Annotated in this window: 14 protein-coding genes; 7 read left to right on the top strand and 7 right to left on the bottom strand. The window is 60.6% G+C overall.

The features are described from left to right. Nucleotides 1–36: 36 nt before the first annotated feature. Together Q1B27_RS07130 and mutL are read right to left on the bottom strand one after the other, a co-directional pair. Entirely contained in the window at nucleotides 37–1,272 is a 1,236-nt protein-coding gene (locus Q1B27_RS07130; RefSeq protein WP_299845744.1) for a DNA recombination protein RmuC, read from the bottom strand. Next, nucleotides 1,269–3,104: a DNA mismatch repair endonuclease MutL gene (mutL, locus tag Q1B27_RS07125; protein WP_299845741.1), complete on the bottom strand. Its 1,836-nt coding sequence runs from the start codon at nucleotides 3,102–3,104 to the stop codon at nucleotides 1,269–1,271. Before mutL ends, Q1B27_RS07130 begins: the two co-directional genes overlap by 4 nt. A gap of 112 nt (nucleotides 3,105–3,216) precedes the next feature. Here mutL and Q1B27_RS07120 point away from each other — a divergent pair, with 112 nt between their 5' ends. From Q1B27_RS07120 to Q1B27_RS07090, 7 genes are all read left to right on the top strand, one after another. Beyond that, nucleotides 3,217–3,594 carry a rhodanese-like domain-containing protein gene (locus Q1B27_RS07120; protein ID WP_299845738.1) on the top strand — a complete coding sequence of 126 codons (378 nt, stop codon included), beginning with the start codon at nucleotides 3,217–3,219 and terminating at the stop codon, nucleotides 3,592–3,594. 404 nt (nucleotides 3,595–3,998) lie between these two features. Next, nucleotides 3,999–4,382: a succinate dehydrogenase, cytochrome b556 subunit gene (gene sdhC / locus Q1B27_RS07115; RefSeq protein ID WP_299845735.1), complete on the top strand. Its 384-nt coding sequence runs from the start codon at nucleotides 3,999–4,001 to the stop codon at nucleotides 4,380–4,382. A gap of 12 nt (nucleotides 4,383–4,394) precedes the next feature. After that, on the top strand, nucleotides 4,395–4,766 hold the full coding sequence (sdhD, locus tag Q1B27_RS07110) for a succinate dehydrogenase, hydrophobic membrane anchor protein (protein WP_299845732.1): 372 nt from the start codon (nucleotides 4,395–4,397) through the stop codon (nucleotides 4,764–4,766). A gap of 18 nt (nucleotides 4,767–4,784) precedes the next feature. Then, complete coding sequence (gene sdhA, locus Q1B27_RS07105) at nucleotides 4,785–6,590, top strand: succinate dehydrogenase flavoprotein subunit (RefSeq protein ID WP_299845729.1); 1,806 nt, start codon at nucleotides 4,785–4,787, stop codon at nucleotides 6,588–6,590. Beyond that, nucleotides 6,590–7,384: a hypothetical protein gene (locus tag Q1B27_RS07100; protein ID WP_299845726.1), complete on the top strand. Its 795-nt coding sequence runs from the start codon at nucleotides 6,590–6,592 to the stop codon at nucleotides 7,382–7,384. Before sdhA ends, Q1B27_RS07100 begins: the two co-directional genes overlap by 1 nt. Before the next feature lie 2 nt (nucleotides 7,385–7,386). Next, the gene (locus tag Q1B27_RS07095; RefSeq protein ID WP_299845724.1) at nucleotides 7,387–7,710 is read left to right on the top strand and encodes a succinate dehydrogenase; all 324 of its coding nucleotides are present in this window, start codon (nucleotides 7,387–7,389) and stop codon (nucleotides 7,708–7,710) included. 13 nt (nucleotides 7,711–7,723) lie between these two features. After that, a complete protein-coding gene (locus Q1B27_RS07090) occupies nucleotides 7,724–8,503 on the top strand; it encodes a succinate dehydrogenase iron-sulfur subunit (RefSeq protein WP_299845721.1) in 780 nt (259 codons plus the stop codon). A 243-nt stretch (nucleotides 8,504–8,746) separates the two neighbouring features. Here the strand turns inward: Q1B27_RS07090 and Q1B27_RS07085 are convergent, their stop codons facing one another. The 5 genes from Q1B27_RS07085 to Q1B27_RS07065 all read right to left on the bottom strand — a co-directional run bounded on the left by Q1B27_RS07085 (nucleotide 8,747) and on the right by Q1B27_RS07065 (nucleotide 15,921). Then, nucleotides 8,747–10,432 carry an ABC transporter ATP-binding protein gene (locus tag Q1B27_RS07085; RefSeq protein ID WP_299845718.1) on the bottom strand — a complete coding sequence of 562 codons (1,686 nt, stop codon included), beginning with the start codon at nucleotides 10,430–10,432 and terminating at the stop codon, nucleotides 8,747–8,749. A gap of 7 nt (nucleotides 10,433–10,439) precedes the next feature. After that, the gene (locus Q1B27_RS07080; RefSeq protein WP_299845716.1) at nucleotides 10,440–11,309 is read right to left on the bottom strand and encodes an ABC transporter permease; all 870 of its coding nucleotides are present in this window, start codon (nucleotides 11,307–11,309) and stop codon (nucleotides 10,440–10,442) included. After that, nucleotides 11,309–12,244 (bottom strand): ABC transporter permease, encoded by a 936-nt coding sequence (locus Q1B27_RS07075; RefSeq protein WP_299845714.1) that lies wholly within the window; start codon nucleotides 12,242–12,244, stop codon nucleotides 11,309–11,311. The genes Q1B27_RS07080 and Q1B27_RS07075 overlap by 1 nt, the downstream gene beginning before the upstream one ends. 24 nt (nucleotides 12,245–12,268) lie before the next feature. Then, nucleotides 12,269–14,314 (bottom strand): CocE/NonD family hydrolase, encoded by a 2,046-nt coding sequence (locus tag Q1B27_RS07070; protein ID WP_299845711.1) that lies wholly within the window; start codon nucleotides 14,312–14,314, stop codon nucleotides 12,269–12,271. Nucleotides 14,315–14,385: 71 nt separating this feature from the next. Then, the gene (locus Q1B27_RS07065) at nucleotides 14,386–15,921 is read right to left on the bottom strand and encodes an ABC transporter substrate-binding protein (RefSeq protein ID WP_299845709.1); all 1,536 of its coding nucleotides are present in this window, start codon (nucleotides 15,919–15,921) and stop codon (nucleotides 14,386–14,388) included. Nucleotides 15,922–16,007: the final 86 nt, after the last annotated feature.

Genomic DNA, 16,007 nt, shown 5'->3' with positions numbered 1-16,007 from the left:
GCGGATTGTGTACACAATCGTGCCCGCGGCGACCGTTCAGCGATCCTTGGCCAGTTGCACGATGGTCGGGTCGGCGTCGGGGGCCAGTTCCTCGAAATCGAAATTGTCGAGCCGGTCGGCGCGTTTCCCGGCGCGGGTGGCGGCGGTGATCACGCCCGAGACATCATCCCCGGCCTGACGCAGATGGGTTTCCAGCTTGCCGGCCTTTTCGCCGATGATTTCGACATCGCGGTGAAGCTGCTTCAGCGCCTTGCGGATGGCGCCCGCCTGTTCGCGCATCCGGGCATCTTTCAGGATCGCACGCATGGTGTTCAGCGTCGCCATGCAGGTGGTGGGCGACACGATCCAAACCCGGGCGGCAAAACCGTCACGCACCAGTTCGGGAAAATTGGCGTGCAACTCGGCATAGACCGCCTCGGACGGCAGAAACATCAGCGCGCCATCGGCGGTTTCACCATCGAGGATGTATTTCTCGGAAATATCCTTGATGTGTTTTTTGACGGAGCTGCGCAGAAACTTGGCGGCCTCGTTCGCCTCCCAGTCGCTGGACGCGTTGCGCAGCGCCTCGTAGGCCTCCAGCGGGAACTTGCTGTCTATGCAGATGGGGCCCGGCGGATTGGGCAGGTGAATGAGGCAATCGGCGCGCTTCCCGTTCGAAAGCGTGTGTTGCATCGTGTAACTGTCCGAAGGCAGCGCCTTGGACACGATATCGGTTAGCTGGATTTCGCCAAAGGCCCCACGGGTCTGCTTGTTGCTGAGGATGTCCTGCAGAGTCAGCACGTCACCGCTGAGCTTTTCGATATTGGTCTGGGCCTTGTCGATCGTGGCCAACCGTTCTTGCAACTGAGTCAGGGATTCGGTTGTCTTTTCCGACGAGCCGTGCAGGGATTCTTTCATCCGTTCCTGCATCTCGGAGAGGGCAAGCGCAGAGCGGCGGGCGTTTTCTGCCAGCTTTTCGTTCATCTGCAACTGCACGTCGGCAAGCCGGGATTCGACCGTCTGGATAACCTGCAACTGGGCGTTGGTCTGGGTTTCGCTGACGGTTTGCAGGTTGCCGGAAAGCTGGTGCTGGTTCTGCCCCAGGGTCTGTACATCGCGGTTGAGCTGTCCGACCTGATGGCTGACCTGATCGACCGACCGGGCCGAGCGGCCAGCGGCGCGCACGGTCATGACCAGAAGGACAAGGATGATCAGCAATATCCCGGCCCCGATCAGCGCCGCAAGGGTCGCCGGGTCATTGAGGTCAAACGCGTGACTGCCGATCTGGATCATGTGCGTCCGAACAGCCGTTCGATATCGGCCAGTTTGAGTTCAACGTAGGTGGGCCGCCCGTGGTTGCACTGGCCGGAATGCGGGGTTGCCTCCATCTCGCGCAAAAGCGCGTTCATCTCGTCCGCCTGCATACGGCGACCGGAGCGGATGGAGCCATGACAAGCGACGCGGCTGAGAATGGCCTCGATCCGGGCGCGAACACTGAGGCTGTCGCCCTGTTCGGCCAGTTCGTCAAGGATATCGAGTACCATGGCACGGGCATCGCATTGCCCCAGGATGGCGGGGGTTTCGCGCACGGCAATCGTGCCCGGCCCGAATGGTTCAATCACCAGACCCAGGGTGGCAAGTTCGTCTGAAAGTTCCATCAAACGGGCGCTATCGCCGTCGGACATCTCGACAATCTCGGGGATCAGCAGCGCCTGACCGGCGACGCCGTTTTCGGCCATCTGGGTTTTCAGCCGCTCATAGACCAGCCGTTCATGGGCGGCGTGCTGATCGACGATGACCATGCCATCGGCGGTCTGGGCGATGATGTAGTTTTCGTGCACCTGGGCGCGGGCGGCACCAAGCGGCAGATCCTGCGACGCGGTTTCCGGTTCTTCGATCACCGGCTCGACCCGGGCGCTGTAATCGCTGCGCATTTCGTCAAAGCCGGGGGCCTGCGCCTGATACGCGGCGGCACGGGCAACGGGGGACGCGCGATCCATCTGATAGATGCGCGGACCGGTGGGCTCAGGGCGGAAGGCCCCCAGCGTGGCCCCCGCCACGGTAGTCGACGCGCGGTGCCCGGCCTCGGCCAGAGCATGCCGCAGGCCCGAGACGATCAGGCCCCGGGCGAGGCCGGGATCGCGGAACCGGACCTCGGATTTCGCCGGGTGCACGTTGACATCCACCAGCGTCGGATCGCAGTCGATAAAAAGCGCCGCCGCCGGGTGGCGATCACGGCTGAGGAAGTCGTGATAGGCAGCGCGGAGCGCGCCATAGAGCATCTTGTCGCGCACCGGGCGGCCATTGACGAATAGGTATTGCGCCACGCTTGAGCCGCGCGAATAGGTCGGCAGGGCGGCGTAGCCGGTCATCTGCAACCCGTCGCGGGTGGCGTCGATCCTGAGCGCGTTTTCGGCGAAATCCGCCCCCAGAATGCGCGCCAGACGGCCGTGCAGCGCATCAAATAGATCACCGGTTTCCGGATCGGCGCGGAAGCTGACGCGGCCTTCGCCGCCACCGGACGTGTCGCGCAGAGTGAAGCCCACGAAGGGTTCGGCCATGGCAAGGCGCTTGACCGTGTCGGTGATCGCCTGCGCCTCGGCCCGGTCGGTGCGCATGAACTTGAGCCGCGCCGGGGTGGCATAGAAAAGATCGCGCAGGGTGACGATGGTGCCCGCGTTCAGCGCGGCGGGTCTGACCGGGTTCACCTGCCCGCCGGTGACTGTGATTTCCGCCGCCTCGTGCCCGGTGGCGCGCGAGGTGAGGGTCAACCGACCCACGGCGCCAAGCGATGGCAGCGCCTCGCCCCGGAAGCCGAAAGTGTGGATGTTCAGCAGGTCGGACCCGTCGATTTTCGAGGTGGCGTGGCGCGCCAGCGCCAGCGGCAGGTCACCGGGAGCGATGCCGCAGCCGTTATCGGTGACGCGGATCAGGGTCTTGCCGCCATCGGCATAGGCGATGTCGATCCGGGTCGCCCCCGCATCCAGCGCGTTTTCCACCAGTTCCTTGACCGCAGAGGCCGGGCGTTCAACGACTTCACCGGCGGCAATGCGGTTGATCGCGGCATCGTCGAGTTGGCGAATAACGGGCTGGTTTTCGCTTATATGGGGGGCGGATTGGGCCATGCCACAAGACTTAGCACAAAATATCGCGATTCGGGAACCGGATAACGGTGGTGGTCAAAGCCGATGCGAGATAAGATTTCGGGGACGAAACCCAATCCCGAAAGAGGCTGTAATGCAGAGTGAAAAGATAGGCGACGCGGTGCTGGAAACCTGGAATGTGGACGAGGTGGCACGCGCCTGGGCGGCGGACGAGATCGTGCTGATCGACGTGCGCACGGTACAGGAATACGGGTTGGAGCATATCGAGGGCGCGCTGTTGTCGCCGATGTCATTCTTTCGGGCCGAGAAGTTGCCGGGGCAGTCGGACAAGCGGATGGTATTCCATTGCGCGGGCGGTGTGCGGTCGGAAAAGGTGGCGCGGGCCTGCATTGAGGCCGGGATCACGCAGGTGGCCCATATGGGGGGCGGCTTTGGCGCGTGGAAAGCGGCGAAACTGCCCTATCTGGGCATCAACATGGCGACCGGGGCACCCCAGCGGATCAACGGTTAAATCATGCGCCGCCTGGCTCAGTGTGAAAATGGCCAGACCGGCCTGCGCGTTCTAAGACATCCCGCCGTAAAAATGCACCGAAATCACGAGCTGTCACAGCAGCATTTCAGGGGCCTGATCTGGTGACAGGCCGCGTTGCCGAGGGTGGTGCGCCCAAAGCGGCGCTGCCATTCGATGCGGTTGTGCCGGTAGATTCGGCTTTTTTCGGTGATTTACCCTGATGGGCGATATTTGTGATCACAGCACAAATGACGTGATCACAAAACTGATATTTCGCGACAATTTGCCATTGAAGCCCGGGAAATAGGGCTGGGCAAGCGCGTCAGTCTCGTTAGTATGGCGCCCTAATAGGGGTGCCCGGCCTGTGGCATATCCCCATACCGCGACAAGAATGGGAGCGATATATGGCTGACGTGAACAGGGGCAACCGCCCGCTTTCGCCACACCTGACAATCTACCGGCCGCAATTGACATCGATGAGTTCGATCCTGACCCGGATCACCGGCAACGCCCTGTTGCTGGCGGCGCTGATGATCGTCTGGTGGTTTCTGGCTGCTGCCACATCGCCGGAATATTTCGCCGTTGCCGATGCGGTGATCACAAGCTGGTTTGGCGACCTGATCATGTTCCTGTCGGTCTGGGCGCTCTGGTATCATTCGCTTGCGGGTATCCGGCATCTGATCTGGGACAACGCCATGATGCTTGAGATCGACAAGGCCGAAGCTCTGGGCTGGGCCGTGATCATCGGGTCGGTCTGCCTGACCATTTTCACTGTCATCGTCGTCTGAGGAGGCCCGAACATGAGCTATCTGACTGACCGCAAACGCGCCGTGGGTATGGGGTCTGCCAAATCCGGTGTGCATCATTTCTGGGCGATGAAATTGTCCAGCGTGGCGCTGCTGATCCTGGTGCCGCTATTCGTCTTCACGGTTGGACCCGCGCTTGGCAAATCCCATGCCGAGGTGCTGGACATCTTCTCGCGCCCGTTCCCGGCGATCATCGCGGGACTGACGATCATCGTCGGCTTCAAGCATTTCCGCGATGGCGCGCAGGTCCTGCTTGAGGATTACGTGCACGGCACCACGCAAAAGGTCTGCATCATTCTGCTGGCCTGCCTTTCCTATGGCGCCATGGCGACCGGCCTTTTCGCCATCGCCAAGATCGCCCTTTAAAGACCGGAGTAACTACGAATGGCTGCTTACGAATACGAGACGCATGATTATGACGTCGTGGTCGTCGGTGCTGGGGGCGCGGGTCTGCGCGCCACGCTGGGCATGGCCGAACAGGGATTGCGCACCGCCTGCGTGACCAAGGTGTTCCCGACCCGCTCGCACACGGTCGCGGCGCAGGGGGGCATTGCCGCATCGTTGAGCAATATGGGCCCCGACCACTGGCAGTGGCACATGTACGATACGGTCAAGGGCAGCGACTGGCTGGGCGATACCGACGCGATGGAATATCTTGCGCGCGAGGCGCCCAAGGCGGTCTATGAGCTGGAACATTACGGCGTGCCGTTTTCGCGCACCGAAGAGGGCAAGATTTATCAGCGCCCCTTTGGTGGCCACACGACCGAGTTTGGCGAAGGCCCTGCCGTGCAGCGCACCTGTGCCGCCGCAGACCGTACCGGCCACGCCATTCTGCACACGCTTTACGGTCAAAGCCTCAAGAACAATGCCGAATTCTACATCGAATATTTTGCCATTGATCTGATCATGTCGGATGACGGTGCCTGCACCGGTGTCGTGTGCTGGAAGCTGGACGATGGCACCATGCATGTGTTCAACGCCAAGATGGTCGTGCTGGCTACGGGCGGTTATGGACGCGCCTATTTCAGCGCCACCTCGGCCCATACCTGCACTGGTGACGGTGGCGGCATGGTGGCCCGCGCGGGCCTGCCGCTTCAGGATATGGAGTTTGTGCAGTTCCACCCCACTGGCATCTATGGCTCGGGTTGTCTGATCACCGAAGGGGCGCGCGGCGAAGGCGGTTATCTGACCAATTCCGAGGGTGAGCGTTTCATGGAACGCTATGCGCCGCAGTACAAGGACCTGGCGCCGCGCGACTATGTCAGCCGTTCGATGACGATGGAAATCCGCGAAGGGCGCGGCGTGGGCGATGGGGGGGACCATATCCACCTGAACCTGTCGCACCTGCCACCCGAAGCGCTGAACCTGCGCCTGCCCGGTATTTCCGAGAGCGCCAAGATCTTTGCCGGCGTGGACGTCACCAAGGAACCGATCCCGGTTCTGCCCACCGTGCATTACAACATGGGCGGCATCCCCACGAACTATTGGGGTGAGGTGCTGAACCCCACGAAAAAAGACCCGCATGCGGTTGTGCCCGGCCTGATGGCCGTGGGCGAGGCCGGGTGTGCCAGTGTTCATGGTGCTAACCGCCTGGGATCAAACTCGTTGATCGACCTTGTGGTCTTTGGCCGCGCCGCCGCCATTCGCGCGGGCAAGGTTGTCGATGCCGATACGGCGGTGCCCGCCACCAATAGCGGGCAGGTCGACAAGGCCTTCGAACGCTTTGACGGGCTGCGCAACGCCGATGGGGACACTGCGACCGCCGATCTGCGGCTGGAAATGCAACGGACCATGCAGGAAGACGCGGCGGTTTTCCGGACCTCGAAAACGTTGGCAGAGGGCGTCAAAAAGATGGATGCCATCGCCGCCAAGCTTGACGACATCAAGGTCACCGACCGCAGCCTCGTGTGGAATTCGGACCTGATGGAGACGCTGGAGCTGACCAACCTGATGCCCAACGCGCTGGCTACCATCTCTGGTGCCGAGGCGCGTCAGGAAAGCCGTGGCGCACATGCGCATGAGGATTTCTCGAAACGCGACGACAAGAAATGGCGTGTCCATACCATTGCGCGGATCGACGGCAAGAAAGTCGATCTCAGCTATCGTCCGATCATCGAAGACCCTTTGACCACCGAAGATGAAGGCGGGATCAGCCTCAAGAAAATTGCCCCGAAGGAACGGACATTTTGATGCGTATTGCCCTTTGTTTGCTCGCGGTTGCCGTCGGGCTGTCCGGTTGTGGCCCAAGTCCGGAAGATCGCGCCAGATACAACAAACAGCTGCAAACGGTGTGGAGTTGCGCGGCCAGTAACGGGGTGTCACCGCCCGTTAACCTGGCCCGGCGGTACAGGGCTGGCGGCGGAGTCAAATCGAACAAGATTGAGATCATTCCCTCGCCCAAGGTCTCCTCGGCGACCGCGATCGCAATCAATCAATGCGTTGAGAGAACCGCAGGTCCGCAACCCGTCATTCCCAAGGGCCAGGTGAAAACCTTCTTTGACGATGTTTATATCGGGGCGACGCCCGAAAGCCTGGGTAAAGTGCTGGTTCTGGGCAAAGCGACGGAATATCTGCGCAAGACCGAAGCCGCCTATGGCTCCTGGTCGGTGAACAGAAGCTCACCCCGCACCGCGCGCACCACCATGTCGCCGGAAGGGCAGCGCGCCGTGATCCTGAATTGCAAGGACAGGCTGGGTGTGCGTGGAAAGGCCCGCATCGGCATCTACGAGGCTGAGCCGGGCAGTGGCGGTGGCACGGTCCTTCGTATTCTGTCCAGCGGCTGGGTCACACCCAAGAAAGCCGAACGGATCAATGCCTGCGCGGATCGTGCACTTGGCCGGGCACCGACAAGCGGCTCGGTCGCGACGACGCGACGAAGCACGGTGGCTGCAGCGCCAGCACGCCCGGCAACACGGTCGAGCGGTCTTTGTCCGAAACACGCCTCCGTCCTGTATGGTGGCACGTCTTATTGCGTGGGGAACTGAGGATGCGTGTGATCGCGACATTGGCCCTTTCCGCCACTCTGCTGACCGCCTGCACTGCGGTCAATGAGGCCGCGGACGTGGTGGCGCGGGATCGGGCGAAATCGGTGGTCAACGGCATCGTCGCAAACCGGTTTCCGGGCGTGAATGCTGCGCCCATCACCGATTGCATCATCGACGCGGCCAGCGCCGGTGAAATCATAAGTATCGCCAGTGCCTCGGCCACGGGCGTAACCGAATCAACGGTCAACAAGGTGGTTGAGATTGCTCAGCGCCCCGAGGCCGTGAACTGTATTGCAGAAAACAGCATCACTTTGCTGGGCATATGAAGGAGTTGACACAATGGTACAACTGACACTCCCCAAGAACTCGCGCATGACGACGGGCAAGACCTGGCCCAAACCCACGGGCGCGACCAATGTCCGCAAGTTTCAGATCTACCGCTGGAACCCCGATGACGGCAGAAACCCCAGCGTAGACACCTATTTCGTGGATATGGACAGCTGCGGCCCGATGGTTCTGGACGCGCTGATCAAGATCAAGAACGAGATTGATCCGACGCTGACTTTCCGCCGGTCCTGCCGCGAGGGCATCTGCGGGTCCTGCGCGATGAATATCGACGGGATCAATACGCTGGCCTGTATCTATGGGATGGATGAGATCAAGGGCGACGTGAAGATCTATCCGCTGCCGCATATGCCCGTGGTCAAGGACCTGATCCCGGATCTGACGCATTTCTACGCCCAGCACGCGTCAATCATGCCGTGGCTTGAGACCAAGACAAACCGCCCGGCGAAAGAATGGAAACAGTCGATTGACGACCGCGAAAAGCTGGATGGTCTCTATGAATGCGTGATGTGCGCCTCCTGCTCGACCTCCTGCCCCAGCTACTGGTGGAACGGCGACAAATACCTTGGGCCCGCAGCGCTCCTGCATGCCTATCGCTGGATCATCGACAGCCGGGACGAGGCGACGGGTGAGCGGCTTGACGATCTGGAAGACCCGTTCAAGCTTTATCGTTGCCACACGATCATGAACTGCACCAAGACCTGTCCCAAGGGTCTGAACCCCGCCAAAGCCATCGCCGAGATCAAGAAAATGATGGTCGAACGCGCGGTTTGACGCCGTCTTTGTCAGCGAGAGCATTTTGACCTGCCAGGTGGGCTAAGGGTACTTGTGCGGGTGTGGCCAAGGCGCGCGTAAAAACGCCTCATATGCGCAGCGTCACTCATTTGGCAGTGCAGTACATTTCACCGAAGCTCTCGTTAAAAGCTGCATGAACGTATGACTTTTCTTACAAGCGCTGATGATGGTCACGGCCAGGCCTTTCAGCTCTGGAGCTCTGCAAAGTTGCGTCGAAGCGTTTTAACCGGTGCCGAATTTCGCGTGCAAGTTGGCGGCCAGAAGAACCTTGGTGTAGCTGTGCTGCGGCGCGCTCACGACGTCTTCGGTCGGACCGGTTTCCACGATTTCACCGTGATACATGATCACCATTCGGTCAGCGAGGTGCCGCACGACGTGCAGGTTGTGCGTGATGATCAGGATGGATAGGGACATGGTTTCGCGCAGCTCGGCCAGCAGGTTGAAAATCTCGCCTTGGATCGAGACATCCAGCCCCGCGGTCGGTTCATCCGCGATCACCAGTTTTGGGCGCAGTGCCAAGGCACGGGCCACACCGACGCGGCGCGCCTGACCGCCTGACATCTCATGTGGATAGCGATTCACAAAACCCTCGTCGAGACCCACAAGTTCGAGCAGCTTGATCGCCTCACTCCGAAGGTCCTTGCCCTTGGACTGGCCCGAAATGATCAGGGGCTCGATGACGGATGTGCCAACCGGCATCCGCGGGCTGAGGCTGCCGATTGGGTCCTGAAGCATCATGGCCATTTCATTGCGAAACGGTCGCATCTCTCGCTGGCTGATAGAGAGAAGATCCGTGCCGTCAAACTCAATCTCGCCGCGCCCGGCGGGCACCAGACGGAACACCGCGCGCGCCAATGTCGACTTGCCCGAGCCGCTTTCCCCGATCAGTGCCACGGTTTCGCCTGGTGAAATGTCAATCGAAGCGCTCTTGACCGCTTCGACCCGGCGTTCGGGTGTGCCACTGATGAGGTCGGTGATGCTGCGTGGTTTGCGGAAGGTTACATCAAGGTTGCGTATCGACAAGAGTGGTTTGGCAGTTTGGTCGATGCGCGCCGCGTCACGTTCCGGATCAGCGATGGATTTGAGGCCCAGATCTGACATGATCGGCAGGCGGCGGCACTTCTCCTCGATCCGCGAGGGATCGCAGGACAGAAGGTTTCGGGTGTATGCTTCCGATGGGGTCGAGAAGACATCCTGAACGGTGCCACTCTCGCGGATATCGCCGTGATACATGACCGTCACATCCTCACATAGCTCCTCCACCACCGTAAGATGGTGCGTCACGAAGAGCATCGCGCAGCCGATATCGCGCTGCAGCTCCTTGAGCAGTTTCACGATCTCCACTTCGAGCGTGGCGTCGAGCGCCGTCGTCGCCTCGTCTGCGATCAAGAGTTTCGGACGTGCCATGATCGCCATGGCGATACAGACCCGTTGCTTCTGCCCACCGGACAGTTCGTGCGGATACATGCCCAGCCGCGCCTTGGCCTGTGGCATCTTCACCTGTTTCAGCGCATTCAGTGCCACCTGCATCTTCTCGGGCCGGCCCCCGTCGTTCCAGTGCTGGATGTCGAGCATCTGCTCACCGATGCGCAGCGCCGGATTGAGCGCGCTCATCGGATCCTGCGAGACATAGGAGACGCCCTGACCGCGAAACCTTTGCCAATCGCGGTTGGAAAAGGACAGCAGGTCCCGCCCCTCAAATGTCATCGATCCCTGCGTGATCTCTGCCGCGGGCGGCAGCAATCCGATGATGGCATTGGCCAGGGTGGACTTACCCGATCCGCTTTCACCGACCAGCCCCATGATGCGCCCGGCACCGACCTGCATGGTGACCGAGCGGACAGCCTCGACCGCGCCGAAACGGATGGTCAGGTTGCGGATATCGACAAGGAGGGGCTGGGTGCTCATGGCGAACCTATTTGCGCAGCTTCGGGTCAAGAATATCGCGCAATCGTTCCCCGAGTGTGGTGAAGGCCACCGTGGTGAAGATCAGCGGCAGGCCGCCTGCTATGACGATCCAGGGCGTGTTGCGGATGAAGGAAAAACCGTCATTCAGGATCGTGCCCCAGCTGGGTGTTGGCGGGCGCACGCCCAGCCCCAGAAAGCTCAGTCCGGCCTCGACGCCGATCACCAGCGGGATATCCATGCTGGCCACGATCAGGACCGGGCCGATCACGTTGGGCAGCATATGGCGCAGCAGGATGCGTGCCGTGCTGGCCCCCATCGCACGCTGTGCTTCGATGAATTCGGCATTGCGCAGGGACATGACCTGTGTCCGCACCAGCCGAGCGTAGGATGGAAAAGTCGAGATCACCACAATCGCAATGATCGAGTTCACGCTGGGCCCGAAGAGCGCCACCACCGTCAAGGCGAACATGATTGTGGGAAAGGATCGTACCGTGTCGAAGATCAGCAGCATGGACCAGTCGATCCAGCGATTTGTGAAGGCGGCGAGCATGCCAAGGACAATGCCGACAACAAGGGCAATCGACACGGAGGTAACGGCCAGGAAACATGCCACCTTGGTCCCCACCAGCAAGCGGGAGAGCACGTCGCGGCCAAGCTGGTCCGTACCCAGCCAATGCTCGGCCGACGGGCCTTGCAGCTTGGCGCGGATATCAAGTTTCACCGGATCATAGGGCGCGATGACATCGGCCGTTATGCCAACGGCGAAGAATGTCAGCACAATCACCACGCTGATCGCACCAAGCGGCGTCTTGCACAGGGCACGCAGCAAACTACCCGCGCGTGCCCCGCGGCTGAGTGTGCTTATCCCCTGCGCCATCAGCCCGCCTCTCTAGAGCGCGGATCGAGCATCACGTTCAGAAGATCGGCGATGGTTGTCGCGGTGACAATGAACAGGGTGCTGGCCAGGACGGTGCCCATAACCACCGGATAGTTCCGGCTGATGACCGCGTCATACATCAACTTGCCGATGCCGGGCCGGGCGAAAAGGATCTCGACGATCACTGCGCTGGACAGGATGAAGCCGATGCTGACCCCCAGGACGGTTACCGTGGCCGGAAGTGCGACACGCAACACATAGGCCCGCATGACCCTGCGGTTTGGGATGCCAAAGGCACGGGCTGTCTTGACGTGGTTTTGCCCCAGAACCTCGATCACCGAGGCGCGGACAAGCCGCGACACATATCCGATCCAGGTGAGGCCGATCGCCAGCGTGGGCAAGATCAGGTGGAGGATGATTTCCCACGGGCCCTCACCGGCGCCGATGGCCGGGAGCCACTGCAACTGCACAGAAAAGATCAGAATGAGGTAGAGCCCGATCACGATGGGCGGAATGGCAATCAGTGACACCGACACAACACCGCTGACCTGATCGAATAGCCCGTCGCGATGGACCGCAGCATAGGTGCCGATGGGGATACCCAGAAGCGCAATCAGCAGGACGGCCAGCACCAGCGATGCGGTATAGGGCACCTGTTCGATCAGGATGTTCAGGACAGGGCGGTTCGATGTGAGGTCGACGCCCAGATCGCCCCGCATGACACCGATGAAAAAGTGATAGACCTGCACGATAAACGGATCGTTCAGGTGCAGCCGTTCGCGCAGGGCCTCTTTCAGCTCGGGTGTGGCGCGGGGTCCCAGCATCACATTGGCCGGATCACCCGGCACGAACTGGATCATCACAAAGAGGGTCGTCACGGCCAGAAGGACGATCAGCATGGCAATAAGGATACGCTGGATCGCGTAGGCGATCATCGGAGTGCCCTCATATGCGTCACGTCAGAACCCTTTCCGCGGGATGCGCTCATCCCAGTCGCGGCGATAGATTTCACGACCATCCTCAAAGGCGCGCACCTCACCACGCAGATAGAAGGTGTTTGTATCACAGGTCATCACCATGCGGCCCTCGGTGGCAACATCCCACCCCTCGCGGGTGTAGCACATGCGAAAGTCGTATTCGGCGCGGGCGGTCGTCACATCGTGGTCGCCGATCTCGAACCGGTCCTGGGTAAAGCCCGACACGGTGATATCCGCGCTGCTGAGGTGGTAATTCCCGAACTCCTCGCGCAGCGTCAGGGTGCGCCTGCCCGTGCTCAGGTTTTCCTCGATGGTCCGGCTGGGCGAGCCCGGCTCAGGAACATCCACCGGGGCGGCCTGCGCGATGCGGGGGTTACTGAAAACGACACGCGACTCATCGCTTTCTGCCAGATCAGCATGTGGCACCCGAACCCTGCAATGGCCAAGGTGGAGCGTGAGCGTGTGGTTCTCGGCCACCGGCCAGGCCATGGGGAACATGGCGTTGGAAACGGCGACGCGCAGCCTGTGCCCGGGTGCAATGCGATGCGCGATATCGTTCAGCTCCAGCGAAACGCGATACTGCGTGCCGGGCTGAACATCGGCCCGCACCTCGCGGCCATCGCGTTGCGCAAGATTCATGATGCCATAGGTGATCAGCGTGGATGACCCGTCTGGTGACACATCACACAGGCGGACGGCCAACAGCCCGTTACCCGCATCGGTGCTGACCTCGAACTCGGCAACACACGTCCCGATGATATCGAAAGGGTCGCCGCGCACGGGCAGGTCGAAACACAGCGCCCCGGCATCTTCGCCCCGCTGTTCGCCTGGCATCTGCGCCTTGCGTGCATCCGTGTCGAGGGGCATGTAATCTCCGCTCATCATACCAAGAGATTGCGGTGAGTTGATTGAAATTGTGCCTTCAGCGGGATTGTCCGAAATTCCCGCGGGCGACAGGTAAAGCTCGCGATAGGTAAGGCCTGCATCCGGCCAGCTTTCTGCATCCAGCCAGACCCCGTCGCGCCAGGCGTGCCGGGGATCGGGCGAGACGTTTTCCTGCCGGTAGAGTGTAAGCATCGGCTCGTCTTCGATGCCATTCTCTATCCCCTTTAGCCAGTGATCGAACCATCGCAGCATTTCGTCCAGAAAGTTGACGCCCGGCCCCGGCAGCGCGCGATCCGGGAAAAGATGTGACCACGGCCCGATCAGCCCTTTCCGGGTGCAGCCAAGGTTCTTCATCAGTCGCATGACTGTATTGGGCCAGCAATCGGTCCAGCCCGACACGGCATAGACGGGGATTTCGATCCGCGAATAATCCGTGCAGACCGTGCCCTGCAGCCAGTAGTCGTCCCGCTGCTGATGCTCCAGCCAGGTCTTCATGAAAAGCGGCGGTTCAGACAGGCGCGCCATCCAGGCATCGCGCCAGCCGTCGCCGTAAAGCTCCGGATCTGGGGGTCGTCCGTTGAAGCCGAACATCACACCGCCCCAGCCAATCGTCTCGCCTGCCAGGCCCCCGACGAAGTAACAACCATCGTCATAATAGCGATCATCCGAGGCCCCGACCGGCACGATGGCCTTGAGAGCGGGGGGGCGGTGGCACGCCATTTGCAACGACGTGATACCCCCCCAGGACAGGCCGAACATCCCGACATTGCCGTTGCTCCAGCATTGCCGCGACAGCCAGTCGATCACGTCCAGGCCGTCCTGCTGTTCGATGGGCAGGTACTCATCCATCTGGATGCCTTCGGAATCCCCAGACCCGCGCATATCAACACGGGCGCAGACATATCCATGTGCGGCCAGATAGCCGTGCTGTTCCTCGTCGCGCGTCCGCGTGCCGTCCCGCTTGCGGTAGGGGATGTATTCAAGGATCGCCGGAAAAGTCCCGGCCTCGTCGGCAACCGGCCGCCAGAGGCGCGCCGCCAGCCGCGTGCCATCTGAGACGGTAATATAAATCTCTTCGTCAATGACATCATATGGCAGATCGGAAGGCGGCACTTCTACCGGCGTCAGGTTCTCGTATTTCATGGGGTTCGCTCGGGCTTGTCAGGGAACAGAGGACCGGCGGGCACCACTGCCCGCCGACACAAAGCGATTGCTCAATTCGCAGGCTGAAAATCCTGCAACTTGTAGTCACCGTTGGGATAGAGCCCGGGATTGACCGATTTGGTGTGGATCAGGGACACAGGCGGATGGATAAGCCAGATATAGGAATGCGAGGCATCCATAAGTTCCTGCATCTGGTGATACATCTCGGCCCGCTTTTCCAGATCAACCTCGGCCATGGCGGTATAGTGCAGTTTCTCGAATTCGTCGCTCTTGAACCACTCCCAGTTCCAGATTCCTGCTTGCTCTTCCAGGAACCATTGCGTTGACCATGCCGGGTCCGGCGGGCTGGTGAATTCCTTGAGCGTCATCTGCATGTTGACGCCTTTTTCATCCCCCAGGCTCCAGAATGTCCCGGTTTCGTGGGTATTGAGCTGAACGTTGATGCCGATCTCGGCCAGATTGGCCTGAATGATCAGTGCCGCTGTCTGAAGATCGGTCGAATTCTGATGCTCCAGTTCAAGATCCAGAGATGTGACGCCGGCTTCGGCCATCAGCGCCTGCGCCGCAGCGACATCGCGACCTGGCATCTCGATCTCGCGGTGACCCACCAGGCCTGGGGCAACAAGGCCCGTCGACCGGTCAGGAATTCCAAAATACGCACCTTCGATGATGGTATCAACATCGACCGCCAGCTTGATCGCCTCGCGCACTTTCGGATCCTGCAAGTCCGGGTTTTCGGCGTTCAGTCCCAGCCAGAGATAACCGGCGGTCGGGCGCACCTCAAGGCGAGCATCCTCAGGCAGGGAGGCTTCCAACTCGGGCACAGAACTGATCGCAACGGCAGCGATGTCAACCTGCCCGGCCTCATAAGCTACTTCTGCGGCCTTCGGATCGTTGATCGGGATCAGCTCGACGCGCTCATAGCCTGGTGCTTCGCCATTCCAGCCATCATGCGTAACAAGAACGGTGCGTTGCCCCTGATCCCAACGCTCGATCTTGTAAGGGCCCGCCGTTGCCTTGGGGTCAGTGGTGAATTTACCCCCCTGTTCCTCAGTAGCTTTCTTGCTCAGAATGGCACCAGCCGAATAGGGCAGCGTACTCCACCAAACCGGTGCAAACGGCTCATTCAGGTGAATGATGCCGGTGTATTTATCAATCACTTCAACATCCTTGAGCGGCGCCCAGTCACCCGCGTTCGGCGCGGCGAGAGCTTCGTCCTTGAAACGCTCGAATGAATATTCAACGTCCTCGGCTGTCACCTCGCCATAGCCATTGGTCCACATCAGCCCGGGTTTCAGCGTGAATCTGATGGTCACTTCATCCACCTGTTCAATGCTTTCCGCCGAGGAGAGCTCCCACTCCCATGTTTCGCTGTTTTTGAATTCGATCAGTTTCGGAAACACAGCGTGGATTACGTTCAGATCGGCTGTGCTTTGCCAAAAAGCAGGATCAAGTTGACCAAAGTCGGCCTCGACCTGGGCTTTGAGTTCCTGGGCATGGACCGCGGTGCCGGCGGTTGTCGTGACGGACAGCGCAAGCGCAACCGACACGGCCCGCAATGATATAAGGTTTCGAGATAATAGCATGATTCCCCCTGTTGACGGTAGGCGGCACCAGCTCTTGCGGCTGATGCTCATAAGCAGATGGTCCAAGCGTAGAAACAGCCAGACTC

It is taken from the genome of uncultured Roseovarius sp. (assembly GCF_947489715.1).
GTDB lineage: Bacteria > Pseudomonadota > Alphaproteobacteria > Rhodobacterales > Rhodobacteraceae > Roseovarius.
This window is presented reverse-complemented; position numbering and strand designations above follow the sequence as displayed.